The 15,535-nt window shown below is 71.1% G+C and carries 16 protein-coding genes; 6 read left to right on the top strand and 10 right to left on the bottom strand.

The window, feature by feature from the left end:
- Positions 1 to 106 precede the first annotated feature (106 nt).
- From ACRWK8_RS01455 to ACRWK8_RS01430, 6 genes are all read right to left on the bottom strand, one after another.
- Positions 107 to 835, bottom strand: coding sequence for an IclR family transcriptional regulator (locus tag ACRWK8_RS01455; RefSeq protein ID WP_431867791.1), 729 nt, complete (start codon positions 833 to 835; stop codon positions 107 to 109).
- A gap of 81 nt (positions 836 to 916) precedes the next feature.
- Positions 917 to 1,516 (bottom strand): RraA family protein, encoded by a 600-nt coding sequence (locus ACRWK8_RS01450; RefSeq protein WP_378734598.1) that lies wholly within the window; start codon positions 1,514 to 1,516, stop codon positions 917 to 919.
- Between the two features lie 196 nt (positions 1,517 to 1,712).
- Positions 1,713 to 1,979, bottom strand: coding sequence for a hypothetical protein (locus ACRWK8_RS01445; protein WP_378734600.1), 267 nt, complete (start codon positions 1,977 to 1,979; stop codon positions 1,713 to 1,715).
- 58 nt (positions 1,980 to 2,037) lie between these two features.
- Positions 2,038 to 3,381 carry a TRAP transporter large permease subunit gene (locus ACRWK8_RS01440; RefSeq protein ID WP_378734602.1) on the bottom strand — a complete coding sequence of 448 codons (1,344 nt, stop codon included), beginning with the start codon at positions 3,379 to 3,381 and terminating at the stop codon, positions 2,038 to 2,040.
- A gap of 383 nt (positions 3,382 to 3,764) precedes the next feature.
- Entirely contained in the window at positions 3,765 to 4,643 is an 879-nt protein-coding gene (locus ACRWK8_RS01435) for an HpcH/HpaI aldolase/citrate lyase family protein (RefSeq protein ID WP_378734604.1), read from the bottom strand.
- Positions 4,643 to 5,827 (bottom strand): CaiB/BaiF CoA transferase family protein, encoded by a 1,185-nt coding sequence (locus ACRWK8_RS01430; RefSeq protein WP_378734606.1) that lies wholly within the window; start codon positions 5,825 to 5,827, stop codon positions 4,643 to 4,645. The genes ACRWK8_RS01435 and ACRWK8_RS01430 overlap by 1 nt, the downstream gene beginning before the upstream one ends.
- A 148-nt stretch (positions 5,828 to 5,975) precedes the next feature.
- Here ACRWK8_RS01430 and ACRWK8_RS01425 point away from each other — a divergent pair, with 148 nt between their 5' ends.
- Positions 5,976 to 6,659: a GntR family transcriptional regulator gene (locus ACRWK8_RS01425; protein WP_378734608.1), complete on the top strand. Its 684-nt coding sequence runs from the start codon at positions 5,976 to 5,978 to the stop codon at positions 6,657 to 6,659.
- A 297-nt stretch (positions 6,660 to 6,956) separates the two neighbouring features.
- Here the strand turns inward: ACRWK8_RS01425 and ACRWK8_RS01420 are convergent, their stop codons facing one another.
- A complete protein-coding gene (locus ACRWK8_RS01420) occupies positions 6,957 to 7,700 on the bottom strand; it encodes an SDR family NAD(P)-dependent oxidoreductase (RefSeq protein WP_378734610.1) in 744 nt (247 codons plus the stop codon).
- 96 nt (positions 7,701 to 7,796) lie between these two features.
- Between ACRWK8_RS01420 and ACRWK8_RS01415 the strand changes: the two genes are divergently transcribed.
- Entirely contained in the window at positions 7,797 to 8,219 is a 423-nt protein-coding gene (locus tag ACRWK8_RS01415) for a winged helix-turn-helix transcriptional regulator (protein WP_378734615.1), read from the top strand.
- A 337-nt stretch (positions 8,220 to 8,556) separates the two neighbouring features.
- On the opposite strand, the gene ACRWK8_RS01410 is transcribed toward ACRWK8_RS01415, so the two are convergent.
- A complete protein-coding gene (locus ACRWK8_RS01410; RefSeq protein ID WP_431867786.1) occupies positions 8,557 to 8,877 on the bottom strand; it encodes an antibiotic biosynthesis monooxygenase family protein in 321 nt (106 codons plus the stop codon).
- A 454-nt stretch (positions 8,878 to 9,331) separates the two neighbouring features.
- On the opposite strand from ACRWK8_RS01410, the gene ACRWK8_RS01405 reads away from it, so the two are divergent.
- The 3 genes from ACRWK8_RS01405 to ACRWK8_RS01395 are packed head-to-tail and all read left to right on the top strand — an operon-like array spanning position 9,332 to position 13,815.
- The gene (locus tag ACRWK8_RS01405) at positions 9,332 to 10,360 is read left to right on the top strand and encodes a LacI family DNA-binding transcriptional regulator (RefSeq protein WP_378734620.1); all 1,029 of its coding nucleotides are present in this window, start codon (positions 9,332 to 9,334) and stop codon (positions 10,358 to 10,360) included.
- Positions 10,353 to 11,891 (top strand): sugar ABC transporter ATP-binding protein, encoded by a 1,539-nt coding sequence (locus ACRWK8_RS01400; RefSeq protein WP_431867783.1) that lies wholly within the window; start codon positions 10,353 to 10,355, stop codon positions 11,889 to 11,891. Before ACRWK8_RS01405 ends, ACRWK8_RS01400 begins: the two co-directional genes overlap by 8 nt.
- Positions 11,881 to 13,815: an ABC transporter permease/substrate-binding protein gene (locus tag ACRWK8_RS01395; RefSeq protein ID WP_431867781.1), complete on the top strand. Its 1,935-nt coding sequence runs from the start codon at positions 11,881 to 11,883 to the stop codon at positions 13,813 to 13,815. Before ACRWK8_RS01400 ends, ACRWK8_RS01395 begins: the two co-directional genes overlap by 11 nt.
- Before the next feature lie 95 nt (positions 13,816 to 13,910).
- On the opposite strand, the gene ACRWK8_RS01390 is transcribed toward ACRWK8_RS01395, so the two are convergent.
- Both ACRWK8_RS01390 and ACRWK8_RS01385 read right to left on the bottom strand, forming a co-directional pair.
- Positions 13,911 to 15,050: a methyltransferase domain-containing protein gene (locus ACRWK8_RS01390; RefSeq protein ID WP_431867779.1), complete on the bottom strand. Its 1,140-nt coding sequence runs from the start codon at positions 15,048 to 15,050 to the stop codon at positions 13,911 to 13,913.
- The gene (locus ACRWK8_RS01385) at positions 15,050 to 15,193 is read right to left on the bottom strand and encodes a hypothetical protein (RefSeq protein ID WP_378734626.1); all 144 of its coding nucleotides are present in this window, start codon (positions 15,191 to 15,193) and stop codon (positions 15,050 to 15,052) included. The genes ACRWK8_RS01390 and ACRWK8_RS01385 overlap by 1 nt, the downstream gene beginning before the upstream one ends.
- Before the next feature lie 138 nt (positions 15,194 to 15,331).
- Here ACRWK8_RS01385 and ACRWK8_RS01380 point away from each other — a divergent pair, with 138 nt between their 5' ends.
- Positions 15,332 to 15,535, top strand: a complete 204-nt coding sequence (locus ACRWK8_RS01380) for a hypothetical protein (RefSeq protein ID WP_378734628.1) — start codon at positions 15,332 to 15,334, stop codon at positions 15,533 to 15,535.

The raw sequence follows: 15,535 nt of genomic DNA, 5'->3' as shown, positions 1-15,535 counted from the left end.
CGACGACGGTCCGGTACGGCGCACGGGTGTGCCCGCTCCGTCCGGTCGCCGCTCCGCCGTGGTCCGGCGGGCGGCGTTCCCGGTACGGGTCAGGCGCGGGGCCGGATCACGAGAGGGAGTGCCGCCCGCTGAGGGCGGAGGCTGCTCTTCGGAGTTCGGGGACGGCCTGACGCAGGCGGTCCTGGGAGGTGTGTTCGGAGGGCCCGGAGACGGAGAGGGCGGCGAGCGGCTCCCCCGTCGGGCCGGTGACGGCGACGGCCGCGGCGGCGACGGCGACGTCGCGCTCACCGATGGTCAGGCTGTGGCCCTCCCTGTCGATGTCCTCCAGTTCCCGGCGCACCCGCTCGGGGTCGAGCAGTTCCCCCGAGGCGTTCGTGCAGCCTTCCGACATCGCCGCCACGGCGTCCCGCTCGTCCTTGGGCAGGTGGGCCGCGATGACCTTGCCGGACCCCACGTAGAGGGGGAACCAGCGGCCGATCGGAACCTGGTAGTGCAACTGGGGGCTGCCGTCGACCCGCACCGCGAGCACGCGCTCGAAACCGCTGCGCACGTAGAGGGAGGAGGTCAGCCCGGTGACCGAGGTCAGGCTCTGCATGACGGGACGGGCCTGCTGGGTGAGCTGGTCGTTGACCAGGAACCCGTGGGCCATGCGCAGCACGGCCACACCCAGGCGGTAGGTCTGGTTCTCCGCGACCACGAGACCTCTGCGCTGGAGTACCGCCAGCGACCGGAGCACGGTCGCCGGGTGCAGGTCCACCAGGCGGCACAGGTCCACCAGGCGCAGCGGGGTCTCGCTGCGTTCCAGGGCCTCCAGGACGTCAAGGGCACGCTCCACACTGCGTACCGTGGGCTGACCCGACGACTCTGCGGCCACTGCGGAACCCCTCAGACTGTGGAGCTGGATGTCCCGCAAATGCTACAGGGCGGCGATCCTGGCCCGGGCCTCCTCCTCGTTGGCGTGCTTGCCCTCGGCGGCGGCGACGATCTCCTCCAGACGGTGCCGGGGGATGACGGTGACCCCGTCGTCGTCACCCACGATCACGTCTCCGGGGTTGACCACCACGCGGCCCACGGAGACAGGGACCTGGAGCAGGCCGGGGCCGTTGCGGTAGGGACCGGCCGGGGTGACGGCCCGGGCCCAGGTCGGGAAGCCGATGGCACCGAGGTCGTCGGCGTCGCGAATGGCGCCGTCCACGACGAATCCGGCGAGCCCCCGGGCCTTGGCGCGCCTGCCCATGAGGTCACCGAGCAGGGCCCGGTGCGTGACCGCCTGGCCGTCGATCACGAGCACGTCACCGGGCGCGGCGGTGTCGATCGCCTCGTGGATGAGCTTGTTGTCGCCCCCGGCGGTCATCACGGTGAAGGCCGGTCCCACCACCTTCGCGCCCTTCCAGACGGTCGAGATGGCGGCCTCGGCCACGTACAGGCGGTCGAGCACGTCACCGACGTTGGCCGCGGGCAGCGCTCCCAGGCGTCGGTGCAGGTCTTCGGGGAGGGGTGTGGTCTGTCCCGTCATGGGATTCCTTTCGAGGGCGCGAGCCGCCGGTGCGTTCGGCGACGAGTCCAACATTTCACCTAGCGAAGCTTGTTGTCAATGCATGAAATTTTCGCGGCACTTCGCGCTTGCCGTGTGACCCTGAGCGACAGGAGAAGGCGGGGCTCAGCCCGGTTCGGGCCGGGCCCCGCCTCCGAAGGGCGGGAGACCGGAAGGGTCAGGCCGCCGGGGTCTCCTCGTCGTCGTTCTGGAGGTACGAGGCCAGGAACGCGATGACGCCGAAGGTGGACGCGAGGGTCACGGAGGGGACCAGCAGGTGGTCGGACGCCGCGCTGACGAGCCCGGGCTGCGACAGGACGGTCCCCACCAGCTGTCCCAGCACCATGAGGATCGCGACGAGGAAGAACGCGGCGAAGGTCGCGACGAAGAGGACCCGGAGGATGCTCAGCGCGAGCTGGCGCGGCGACTGTTTGCGTTCGGACATCAGGTGCCCCTTTCTGTTCGGGCGGGCGGCCGTGCCGCCCGCCCGGGACCGCGATGGATCAGACGACGAAGATGGGCAGGATGCCCCAGCCCACGAGGCAGGCCAGGAGGATGATGGGCACGAGGTAGAACAGGATCAGCGGCACGAAGGTCTTCTCCGCCTTGACCTGCACGATCCCCGACGCGATGAAGATCGGCGCGGAGGGCGGGGAGGACCCCTCGGTGGAGGCGGCCACCAGCGGCACGACCAGCGCGATCACCGGATCCACTCCGACGGCGACGAGGCTGAGGAAGGACACCTGGCCCACGGCGGTCAGCGCGGCGGTGGAGGTCAGCGGGATCGAGACGATCGCGACCAGGAGGACGGTCAGCGCCACCATGAGGAAGGGCCCGGCGTTGAAGTAGCCCAGCACCTGCTCGACGTCCTCGGCCAGGCCGAGGTCCGCGAGCACACCGCTGGCGGCCATCGCGAAGATCAGCAGCGCCCCGATGGTGCCCAGGCGCGGCATCGCCGCGAGCACGAAGTCGTACCACTGGCGCGCGCTCCCCGGCAGCTCACGGCGGCCGACGATGGCGGCGATGAGGATGATCAGGATCGGGATCCACGTGATGAGCGAGATGTCCCCGAGCGCGTCCCCGAGGCGGTCCGGCGAGCCCAGGTAGTCCGAGAGCGGACCGGTGGTCACCGCGATCGGGATGAGGGCCCCGAGGTAGATGAGGGTGGCGGGCCAACCGGCGCGCCACACCCGGCCGAACGGCAGCCGGGCCTGGTCCTCGGCCACTCGCACGCCGTCCACCCGGACGAAGACGAAGGCCATCACCAGCCGGTGCAGGACCTGGTACAGACCCGTGACCAGCAGGGCGAGGTAGATGTCCCCGGTCGAGACCGCCGCGCCCGCGAAGCCGAGCATGATCACCATGGACGAGCTGGGCGGCAGGGCGGCGCCCATGCCGCCGTTGCCCGCGAGGATCGTGGCCGCGCGCGCCCGGCTGAAGCCGTTGCGCACCATCCAGGGTCCGGTGACCGAACCGGTGGAGGCGACGTTGCCCGAGTTGGAACCCGACAGCGCCCCCATCACTCCGGAGGCCACGACGTCCACGTAGGCGGGACCGCCGCGCAGGCGCCCCAGGGCGGCGTTGAGGATGTCCAGGATCTTGTTGATGAGGCCGGTGCGCTCGATCATGTACGCCATGAACACGAAGGCCAGCGCGGCGTAGATGACCTCGTTGGAGGTGGTGTTCACGAGACCGGAGACCATCGCTCCGAAGAAGTCCCCTCCCGCGAACAGGCAGGTGGCGATGAAGCCGAGGAACATGGCCTCGCCCATGTTCCTCTTGAAGACGGCGCTCCAGACGATGATGACCGCGATGAAGGCGGCCAGGGCCAAGAGTGCAGAGGGCATGGGAGGCTCCCGAGCTCGGTGATGTGGGGACGGCGTCGCGGAGTACGCCGGCGGTGGCGCGCACCGCTCGGAGGAATCGAACGGTCGGCCCGGTGGGGAGGTCTCCTCGCCCACGTGTCGACACTTTTCACCTGGACGAAACAACGTTTCAAACAGTGAAGTGTAAGTTCGCTGTGTGAAGTGTGTCCCAGGTTACGTCGAACGTCAACCGTTGGCCAGGAATCTCCTGACCTGCAATGGAGCAGTCACACCACGCACATGCCCCAGGGCACGCCCCAGGCACGCGTGACGGGCACCCCGCCACGTTCGACCGGCGGGGCGGCTCGGAGGCCCTGAGGCGGGACGGGAACGGACCGGCCCGCCTCAGGGTGGGGGGCCGGACCTCAGTCCGACCCCCGTTCGGCGATGCTCTGGGCCAGGGCGAGCGTGCGCAGGGCCGCCGTCACCACCGGCGCGTCGATGAAGCGGCCGTCGGCCAGGGCGATCGCGCCGCCCCCACGGACCGACTCCGCGGACGCGCCCTCGGCCGCCTCCGCGATCTGGCGGGCACGGGACACCTCCTCCTCAGAGGGGGTGAAGGCGCGGCGGATCACCGGCACCTGGCGGGGGTGGATCGCGGACCGGCCGAAGAGTCCGGTGTCGCGCCCGCGCAGGCAGGAGCGGTACAGACCCTCCGTGTCCCTGACGTCGATGTAGGCCGCCATCCCCGGCGCCGCCAGCCCCGCGGCGGCCGAGGCGACGACGATGCGGGTCCGCAGCCAGGAGAAGGCCTCGTCCCCCCGGAGCCCCAGCTCGGCGGTCAGGTCCGCCTCACCCAGGGCCAGCGACCGCACGGCGGGGTGTGCCGCGATCTCCGAGGCGTTCTCCACACCCCGCGCGGACTCCAGGAGGCAGTCCACGGGCACGCCCTCACCGACGGCGCCGACGACGAGGTCCACGTCCTCCGCCGACTCGATCTTGGGCACCCGCACCCCGTCCGCACCCCCGGCCGCCACGGCGGCGGCGTCGAGCGCGAACCACTCGGTGTGCGGCGCGTTGACGCGGACGTGCACCCGTACCCCGTCGTCGACCGACTCCGCGTGGCGGGCGTCGAGGAAGTCCCGTACGTGGCGCCGGGCCGTGTCCTTGGCCGAGGGCAGGACGGCGTCCTCCAGGTCCAGGATCACCGCGTCCGCCCCGGAGGCGATCGCCTTGGAGAAGCGCTCGGGCCGGTCGCCGGGCACGTAGAGCCAGGTGACCAGGGGCGCCTGGACGGCGCTCATCAGATGACCCCCGCTTCGCGCAGCCCGGACCGGGCAGCCTCGGAGTAGCCGAGTTCCGCCAGCACCTCGTCGGTGTGGCGGCCCTTGGGCGGTCCCACCCAGCGGATCTCGCCGGGACTCTCGGACATCCGGAAGGGCACGTTCTGGATCGCCACGCTCCCGAGCTCGTCGTCCGGCACGTGCACGATCGTCTCCAGGGCCCGGTACTGCGGGTCGGTGGCGATGTCGGACGCGTCGTAGATCGGCGCGATGGCCGCCTGTGCCCGGTCGAACTCCTCGATCACCTCGTCCGCGTCGCGCGCGGCGATCCAGGAACCCACGGCCTCGTCGAGTTCGTCGGCGTGCTCGTAGCGGGTGCGGCCGGAGGCGAACCAGGGCTCGTCCACCAGGTCCTCGCGCCCCACCAGGCGCATCACCCGTTCGGCGATGGACTGGGCGCTCGTGGAGATCGCCAGCCAGCGTCCGTCCCGGGTCCGGTAGGTGTTGCGGGGGGCGTTGCTGGTGGACCGGTTGCCGGTCCGCTCCGGGATCGCTCCGGTCGCGTGGTAGGCGGTGAGCTGGGGGCCGAGGACCGTGAGGATGGGCTCGATGATGGCCAGGTCGATCACCTGCCCCCTACCGGTCTCCTCCCGGTTGTGCACGGCGACCATGACGGCGTAGGCCACGGCCAGCGCCGCGATCCCGTCGGCCAGGGCCAGGGGCGGGAGCGTGGGGGGTCCGTCCGGCTGTCCGGTCATGGAGGCGAAGCCGCTCATGGCCTCGGCGAGGGTCCCGAAGCCGGGACGGTGGGCCATCGGCCCCTTCTGCCCGAACCCGGTGACGCGGGCGATGATGAGCCGGGGGTTGCGTTCGAGGAGCGTCTCAGGGGAGAGGTTCCAGCGTTCGAGGGTGCCGGGTCGGAAGTTCTCGATGAGGACGTCGGCCTCGTCCAGCAGACGCAGCGCGACCTCCTGCCCCTCGGGCTGGGAGAGGTCGAGCGTGGTCGTGCGCTTGTTGCGGGCCAGCATCTTCCACCAGAGCCCGACCCCGTCCTTGGTGGGCCCGTGGCCCCGGGCGGGGTCGCCGCGACGGGGGTGCTCGACCTTGACGACGTCGGCCCCGAAGTCGCCCAGGTAGGTGGCGGCCATCGGACCGGCGAAGAGCGTGGCCGCGTCGACGACCTTCAGGTTGCTCAGTGATCTCATAACAAACAACTTATAAGATATATAAGTAGGCGCAAGGGGGTCCTTGTGAACCACCACACCCCTGAGGTCCCGTCAGCCCCTGCGGGACACCGGCACCGGCCCCCTAAGCTTGGTTCCATGAACATCGCGTCGACGGGGAGGTCCGCTCTTGTCCGCCTCTGGTAGCGGGGAGACGGCGGGGCTTCCGCGTACCGGTCGTCCCCCGACGAGCAAGGCCGAGTACGTCCACGAGACGCTGCGACACGAGATCGTGAACGGGGTCCATCCCCCCGGTGCCTCCGTGAACCAGGACGAGGTCGCCACCCGCCTCGGGGTCTCCATCACCCCCGTGCGCGAGGCGCTGCGCCGTCTGGAGAGCGACGGCCTGGTCACCTACCGCGCGCACCACGGCGCCACCGTCTCCGCGCTCGGCGTCGAAGCGGCCGAGGAACTCCGACAGCTGCGCGCGGCGGTCGAGGGTCTGAGCGCGCGGCTGGCGGCCCAGCGGATCACCGACGCCCAGCTGGCCGAGCTCACGGAGGTGCACGACCGCATGGTCGCCGCGCGTGACTCCGGTGCATCACAGGATCTGGCCCAGGACAGCCGCCTGTTCCACCAGATGGTCGCGGACATCGGCGGTCCCGCGTTCCTGGGCGGGCACGTCCGCTCGCTCCGGCGCAACAACCCCATCCTGGAGACCGTCTCGCGGTGGAAGGACCCGGCCAGGGTCAGCCTGTACCTCGACGCGCACGGGCGGATGCTCGGCGCCTTCGCGCAGGGAGACGGGACCGAGGCCGAGCGCCTCATGGCCGAGCACATCCTCGCCGCTCCCGGGGAGCAAGGCTCCGACTAGGGCGGTTTCCGTGGATGCTTTCGCCGGTGATGGTGGAGCCGCCACCGATGCGAGCGGCACTCTCCCCTACTGTGCGCTGCTTCGCGAGCTCCGCGGCCTCGCACACGGGGGCCCGGCCGGGTTCCGGCTGCCCGAGCCTCATCGGCGCGGCGTGGCGAAAACGCGAGGACATCGCGCCGAAGGCGTCCGTTGAGGGTGGTGGCGGGCGACAGGTGGGAGGAATGATCCACGAGGTACGCCCTGAGGACGTACCTCGTGGATGCTCGTGACGGGCGGTTGACCTCCGACGGCGGGCGGCTACCCGACGAGGAGCTCCGGGGCCGGCGCCTCGGGGTGGATCCGCTCGACCCCGCCCCGTTCGGTGTACATGTCCCAGTAGTGCTCCGCGAGTTCGTCCGGATCGACGACCGGGAACGCGTCGAGCAGCGCGGAGCCAGCCGCCGTCCCGCCCATCTGGCCCTCGATCATCTCGCTGCGGGCGATACCGGCCCTGACGGACAGCGTCCCCGCGTAGACGCCGGTCCCGTCGAGCTCACCGTTCAGGGAGTACAGGTAGTTGCGGGCGGCCGCCATCACCGGACCGACACCGCTGAGGTGGGGCATCGGCCGAACCGCCGAGTACCCGGTGGTCATCAGGAGGGCCCCGTCCCCGCGCTCGGTCATCTCCGGCAGCACGGCCCGGAAGACCTCCACGGGGGTGAGCAGCAGCAGGCGCGAGAGTCCCTCCAGGGTGGCCGCGTCCAGTTCGGCGGCCGGGGTGAAGGGCATGGCGCCGCCGATCGGCCCGTACTCGACCACGTCGATCCGGTCGAAGCGGTCGCGAACGGCCGCGACCAGCGCGGGCACCTCGGCGGGCTCGGACAGGTCGGCCGAGAAGGCGGCCGCCTCGACGCCCTCGCCCGCGAGGCTCTCGACGAGCGCGTCGAGACGGTCCCGGCGGCGCGCGACCAGGGCGACCCGGAAGCCCTCGCGCCCGAAGCGCCGGGCCACGGACACGCCGAGGCCGGTACCGGCTCCGAGGACGGCGATCACTTTCGACATGGGCTGGCTCCAATTCCTACTACTTGTGCGTAACGCCATGATGGACCGGTAAGGAAGGGTGTACAAAAGGCACATCCGTGTTCGCCACGAAGGGAGATGTGCTCAGTGGACACAGCCCGACCGACCGACGACCGGCTCCTGGGGCCCTGCTCCTACCTGCCGACCGAGCACGCGGACACCGTCAGGAAGGTCCTGGACCGCGTCGGTGACAAGTGGACGATGCTCGTGGTCGTCACCCTGCGCGACGGACCCCGGCGCTACACGGACCTCCAGCGCGCGATCCCCGGCATCTCCCAGCGCATGCTCACCCTCACGCTGCGGCGGCTGCACGAGGACGGACTGGTGACGAGGACCGCGCACGCGGAGGTACCGCCCCGCGTGGAGTACGCCCTCACTCCACTGAGCCGCGGCCTCCTGGAGATCGTCGCGCCGCTGGTCGACTGGGCCCTGGAGCACCACGACGAGATCAGCGCGAACCAGGACCGCACCAACGCGGCCTCGGGGGCGGGCGGGCGGTAGGACGCGACCCGGGGGGAACACGCGCCGTGCGAGCTCGGGCCGCCGCGACGCCCGACCGGAACGTCGCTCACGTGGATCACTTCTCAGATGGGCGACGCCCGGCGGGGGCGACCACCCGGCACGGGCCACGCCCGGCACGGGCCACACTTCCCGCGTAGGCAACGCCCGACATGGGTAACTCCCAGCACGGGCCACTTCCCGCGTAGGCAACGCCCGACATGGGCGAGGCCCCGCACGGGCCACTCTTCCGCGTAGGCAACGCCCGGCACGGGCGAGGCTCCGGCGGGGGACGACGCCCGAACGGAGGCCTCCGGGCCTGTGCCCGGAGGCCCCTGGATCAACCGCCCTCGGTGAACCGCAGCCGGTACAGCGCGGACACGGAGGTCGCGATCGCCCTGCACTGGGTGAAGTGCGGCTGGGAGTCCGGGTGCTCGATCGCCTTGGTGAAGTGCTCCTCGCTCTCCCACTGCGCGTAGTTGCACACCTTGGTGCCGTCGAGGCTGACGTGCACGTTGGCCGAGACGAACCCGGGGAAGTGGCGCATGACGTCCTCCGTCGCCTCGTTCAGGAGTTCCACCAGCCTCTCCTGGTCGCGGGGTTCGACTGTGAACGTGTTGACGAGCGCGACGAGATCGCGGTCGGTACCGATGACGGCCATGGTCAACTCCTTGTGTCGTCTTCACCGTGGCCCGCGGTCTCCACCCGTATTCGGATCACGTTCGGACACGTTCCGTGACGACTGGGAAACCGCCCGGAGCTGCTGGGGGGCGCACCGGACTCCGTCCAGGGTTCGTGACGCCGGTCGCGGGGGGTCGAGGGCGGGCCCGGTCAGAATACGGCGCCGCTGGTCAGGGGGCACGCAACGTGCGTGGGCGCGTCGAGCGCGACCACATCCCCGCTGCGGGCGGACATCGGCGGACTTGCGTCACCCTGTCCCCCTATGGACGTCCGCCGACTCGGCCCGACCTCCCCTCCCATCCCGAACGATCCGATTTGTGAATTCGTGTGTCGATGACGCATCATGTCAACGTGATCGCACATGTAAACGTTTCCACGCGGGCGGCCAGCCCTGGCCGCCGCGCGCCGGAACCCGGCCGGGGCGGTGGTCCTCGGTGGTGAGTATCAAGGATGTCGCCGCCACGTCGGGGCTGTCCGTGGCCACGGTCTCCCGGGCCCTGAACGGGCACCCGTCCGTCAGCGACGGCGCCCGACAGAAGGTGCTGGCGGCGGTCGACACCCTGGGCTACCGACCCAACGTCGTGGCACGCTCCCTGCGCACCGACCGGACCGGCACCATCGGCCTGGTAATCAGCGACGTCCTCAACCCCTACTTCACCGAGCTCGCCAGGGCCGTGGAGGAGGAGGCCCGCGCGCTGGGCTTCAGCGTGATCATCGGCAATGCCGACGAACGCGCGGACCTGGAGGACCACCACGTCCGCAACCTGCTGGAACGCCGCATCGACGGGCTGCTGGTCTCCCCCGCCGACGGCCACTCTCCCAGCACCCTCGAAGCCGCCGCCGGGCCCACCCCCGTCGTCTTCGTGGACCGCTGGATCGCCGGGTCCGACTCCCCTGTGGTGCGAGCCGACGGCCGGGGCGCCATCCGCGATCTGGTCGACCACCTGCACGCCCTGGGCCGCCGCCGGATCGCCGTCATCACCGGCCCGGCCGCCACGACCACCGGCCGCGAACGGCTGGACGCCTTCCGCGCGGCCCTGGCCGCGCACGGCCTCCCCCTCCGCGAGGAGTACGTGGGGCGCGGTGACTTCCAGGCCGAGAGCGGCCGTCTGGCCACTGAACGCTTCCTCGACCTGCCCGACCCCCCCGACGTCGTCTTCGCCACCGACAACCTCATGGCGCTGGGCGCCCTCGACGCGATCTCCGCGCGGGGTCTGCGCGTGCCCGACGACATCGGGCTCGCCGCCTTCGACGACATCCCCTGGTTCTCCCACACCGACCCGCCGATCACCACGATCGCCCAGCCCACCGCCGAACTCGGGCGGGTCGCGGTCCGGGCCCTGGCCGCGCTCATCGCGGGCGAACCGGCCACCTCGACCGTCCTCCCCGCCCACCTGGTCGTCCGCCGCTCCTGCGGCGAGCCCGCCACTCCACCCCAGACAGGAGGAGCCGCACGTGAGTAGCCCGCACGAACTGCTGCGCATCGAGGGCGTACGCAAGGCCTTTCCGGGGGTGGTGGCCCTCGACGAGGTCGGCTTCGACCTCCGCCGGGGCGAGGTCCACGCCCTCCTCGGTGAGAACGGGGCCGGGAAGAGCACGCTCATCAAGGTGCTCTCCGGGGCCCACCGCCCCGACCGGGGGCGCGTCCTCGTGGACGGCGAGGAGGTCGTCATCCGTGACGCCCAGGACGCCGCGCGACTGGGGATCGCCACCATCTACCAGGAGTTCAACCTGGTCCCGGACGTGACGGTGGCCGAGAACATCTTCCTGGGCCGTCAGCCCCGCCGGTTCGGTCTGATCGACCACCGGCGCATGGAAGACGACGCCGCGCTGCTACTGGACCGGGTGGGCGTGAACGTGTCCCCCCGCGCCAAGGTGCGCGGCCTGGGCATCGCCCAGCTCCAGATGGTGGAGATCGCCAAGGCGCTGAGCCTGGACGCCCGCGTGCTGATCATGGACGAGCCCACGGCCGTGCTCACCACCGGGGAGATCGAGCGGCTCTTCGAGATCGCCCGGCGCCTGCGCGACGAGGGGGTGGGGATCGTCTTCATCACCCACCACCTGGAGGAGATCGGCGCGCTCGCCGACCGGGTGACGGTCCTGCGGGACGGCCGTTCGGTGGCGCACGTGGCCGCCGACACCCCCGAGGACGAACTCGTGCGCCTGATGGTGGGCCGCAGCATCGACGAGCAGTACCCGCGCGAGCGCCCCGCACCCGGGGAGCCCCTGCTGCGGGTGCGCGGTCTGACCCGCCACGGCCGGTTCCGGGACGTGGACCTCGTCGTGCACGCGGGCGAGGTGGTCGGCCTCGCCGGACTGGTCGGCGCGGGCCGCACCGAGGTGGCACGCTCGGTGTTCGGTGCCGACCCCTACGACGACGGCGAGGTCGAGGTGCTCGGCCGGGCCCTGCCCGGTGGCGACGTCAACGCCGCCATGCGGGCCGGGCTCGGCCTGGTCCCCGAGGACCGCAAGGGTCAGGGCCTGGTCCTGGACGCCTCCGTGGAGGAGAACCTCGGGCTGGTCACCCTCGGTCCGACCAGCCGGGCCGGGTTCGTGGACCGTTCCGGCCAGCGGGCCTCCGCGCGCCGGATCGCCGGTGAGCTGGGGGTCCGCATGTCCGGCATCGACCAGCACGTGCGCACCCTCTCCGGCGGCAACCAGCAGAAGGTCGTCATCGGCAAGTGGCTGCTGGCCGACTCCCGGGTGCTGATCCTCGACGAACCCACGCGCGGTGTGGACGCGGGCGCCAAGGTGGAGATCTACCGCCTGGTCAACGAACTGACCGCCTCCGGTCACGCGGTGCTGATGATCTCCAGCGACCTCCCCGAGGTGCTGGGGATGAGCGACCGCGTGCTCGTCATGGCCCAGGGCCGCATCACCGGGGAGCTGGCCGCCGAGGACGCCACGCAGGACGCCGTGATGTCCCTGGCGCTGGCCGCCGCCCCCCGAACCGACACGGAACAGAACGGAGTGGAGGGCCCCCATGGCCACTGACACTGACAAGAGCGGCGGCGCCTGGCCCGCCGTGCGGCGCTTCCTGCTGGAGAACGGCGCGCTGACCGCCCTGGCCCTCCTGGTCGTGGTCATGTCGCTGCTGTCCGACGACTTCCTCACGGCGCAGAACCTGCTGAACGTGGGTGTCCAGGCGGCCGTGATCGCGGTCCTGGCCTTCGGCGTGACCTTCGTGATCATCGCGGGCGGGATCGACCTGTCCGTGGGTTCGGTCGCGGCGCTGTCCGCGACGGTGCTGGCGTTCCTGGCCACGGTCGAGGGAGTGCCGGTCTGGTTGGCGCTGCCGCTGGCCGCCGCCACGGGCACCGCCGCCGGTCTGGTCAACGGCGCGCTGATCGCCTACGGCAAGCTCCCGCCGTTCATCGCCACGCTGGCGATGCTCTCCGTGGGACGCGGCCTCTCCCTGGTGATCTCCGAGGGGAGCCCCATCGCCCTGCCCGACTCCGTGGCCGCCCTGGGCGGTTCGATCGGCGGTTGGCTGCCCGTTCCCGTGCTGATCATGGTCGTGATGGGCCTGATCACCGCCGTGATCCTGCGCCGGACCTTCACCGGGCGCGCGATGTACGCGATCGGCGGCAACGAGGAGGCCGCGCGCCTCTCCGGCATCCGGGTCAAGCGTCAGAAGCTCGGCATCTACGCCCTGTCCGGCCTGTTCGCCGCCGTCGCGGGTGTCATCCTCGCCTCCCGTCTGGCCTCCGCGCAGCCGCAGGCCGCGCAGGGGTACGAGCTGGACGCCATCGCGGCAGTCGTCATCGGCGGCGCCAGCCTGGCCGGTGGCGTGGGTACCGCCTTCGGCACGCTGATCGGCGCGCTCATCCTCGCGGTGCTGCGCAACGGGCTCAACCTCCTGTCGGTCTCCGCCTTCTGGCAGCAGGTCGTGATCGGTGTGGTCATCGCCCTCGCGGTCCTGTTCGACACGCTGCGCCGCCGCTCCGGCAGTGCCGGTGGCGGCACCGGGGCCGGAGCTTCGGTGAGCAGGGGCCGACGCGGGATCCAGCTCGTCATCGCCGCCGCGGCCACGGCCGTGGTGGTGGGCGCGCTGTCCTTCCTCGTCCCGAACTCCTCCTCCGACGGTCCCCGCGTGGGGATGTCGGTGTCCACGCTCAACAACCCGTTCTTCATCCAGATGAGGGACGGCGCCCAGGCCGAGGCCGACGAGGCGGGCGTGAACCTGGTGGTCACCGACGCCCAGGACGACGCCTCCCAGCAGGCCGACCAGATCCAGAACTTCATCAGCACCGGCGTGGACGCGATGGTGATCAACCCGGTGGACTCCGACGCCGCCGGTCCCCCGGTGGTGGGCGCCAACAACGCGGACATCCCGGTGATCGCGGCCGACCGCGGGGTCACCGACGCCGAGGTGGCGACCCTGGTGGCCTCCGACAACGTCGAGGGGGGACGCCTGGCGGCCCGGACCATGGCCGAGGCACTCGGTGAGGAGGGCCGGATCGTGGTCCTCCAGGGGACCCCGGGCACCTCCGCCAGCCGTGAGCGCGGCGCCGGTTTCGAGGAGGGGATCGCGGAGTACCCGGACATCGAGGTCGTGGCCCAGCAGCCCGCCGACTTCGACCGCTCCAAGGGGCTCGACGTGATGACCAACATGCTGCAGGGCAACGGGGACATCGACGGCGTGTTCGCGGAGAACGACGAGATGGCACTGGGCGCGGCGGCGGCCCTGTCCTCGCGTGGCGAGGAGGCCGTGGTGATCGGTTTCGACGGCACCCCCGAGGGCCTGGAGGCGGTGGCGGACGGCGTGCTGCACGCGTCGATCGCCCAGCAGCCCGCCGAGCTCGGCAGGACGGCGGTGCGCAACGCCATCGCCGCCGCGAACGGCGAGGCCCTGGAGGAGACCGTGATGGTCCCCGTCGAGGTCGTCACCGAGGAGAACGTCGAGGACTTCTCCTGACCTGGTGAGCATGACGGTGGGAGGGCCCGGGGCGTGCGCGCCCCGGGCCCTCCCGCGTCGCTGACGGAACCGCGCCGCCGGTTCCTGCCCCAGGTTCAGGGCGCGGAGGCGACCAGGTGGGACTCCTCGTCCAGCCAGACCCGTTGGTGATCGGCGGAGACCGTGAGACCGAACCGGGAGTGCTCGGGGCGGCCCTCCCCCAGCCACCACGCGTGGGCGGCCTCCAGTTCGGTGAACAGCTCGCGCGGACCGTGCTGGCGGACCTCGTACCCCGTCCCCCGCTGGCCGGGGTCGATGTGCCACGACGCCCACGAGCCGGTGTCGGGGTCGACCAGGTGGACCGTGAACCGAGGGCCGTCGGACTCACTGGACTCGACCCGGTTCAGCACGGTGGGCATCCGCAGCCCGATGGCGAAGCTCGCGCCGAAGTCGCTGATCGGCTCGTACGGGTACAGCTCCGTCCGCGTGGTCGTGAACTCCTGCGTCTCAGGGTGGACGTAGGTCTCGACCACTCTCCTCGGCACGCGCTGGTCACGCACCCACATGAACGCCACGTCACCTCCGAAGCGCCCGTGCGCCGTACCGTCCGGGCCGACCCGGAGTTCGGCCAGCACCCCGTTGTGGAAAGCGTTGCCCCAGGGAGTGAGGATCCTCCCGCCCGGACGGGACTGGGCGACCCAGTGGTAGGGCACCCGTTGGACGGCGGCGGTACTGATCACCCGGTCGTAGGGGGCGCGGGCTGGCCAGCCCTGCATCCCGTCGCCGGTGACCACCAGGGGCGTGAACCCGGCTGACATCAGCCGAACCCGGGCGGTCTCGGCCAGCTCAGCGTCCACCTCGACACTGGTCACCTCGTCGTCACCCAGCAGGTGCGAAAGGAGGGCGGCGTTGTACCCGGTGCCGGTCCCGACCTCCAGCACGCGCATGCCGGGGAGGACGTCCAGGCGCCGGAGCATGTCCGCGACGATCGTGGGCTGGGAGGCGGAGCTGGTCGGATACCCGGGGCCATGCTCGGCCCCGTCGTCCCTCTGGGTGACGATCGGGATGTCGGCATAGGCCAGCTCGAACCACCGGGCCTCGTCCCGGGCACGGTCCACGGTGGTCCCGTCCGGGGTGGTGATCCGGTCCGGGAGGAACCGGTGCCGCTCGACCCTTTCGAAGGAGGGGCGCAGGTGCGGGGGCAGGTCGCCCACCCGCACGAGGCGGGCGACCAGCTCTTCGTGTGGGAGAAGCACTACTTGTCGTCCCTCTCGTGCTTGCCACCGCCGGAGCCCCCGTCGTTGGGGGTGGGCGGAGGGATCGGCCGGTCGGGCTTGTGCCCGTCCGAAGTCGAGTTGTCCTCGTGCTTGTTGTACACGACGCTTCCGGGAACCCGCATGGGCTGCTCCTTGAGGGAATCCGTGATGGCGATCCGCCACCTATTCCATTAATAGTGGAATCATCTGCGTGCGACAAGGGGGTGACGCAAAGGAGTATTCCTGTCATGATGGAATCACCTCGACCCCCTGGAGGACCTGTGAAGCTGACCTGGATCGCCAGTGAATGCGGCAATCGGCGCACCTGCCCGACCGTCTACGCCACCGACCGCGGAACACTCGTCGTGCAGGGCTACATCCTTGCTGACAAAGACATCACCGGGATCAACATCCCCGATGGGGAGAGTGTCGTGGAGATTCCTCTCGCTCTGCTCCAAGAGGTGGCTCGTGCTCACGGAAGCTGA

It is taken from the genome of Nocardiopsis eucommiae, assembly GCF_965344335.1.
GTDB lineage: Bacteria > Actinomycetota > Actinomycetes > Streptosporangiales > Streptosporangiaceae > Nocardiopsis > Nocardiopsis eucommiae.
Note: the sequence above shows the minus strand (reverse complement) of the source record. Positions and strands in the feature narration are given on the sequence as shown.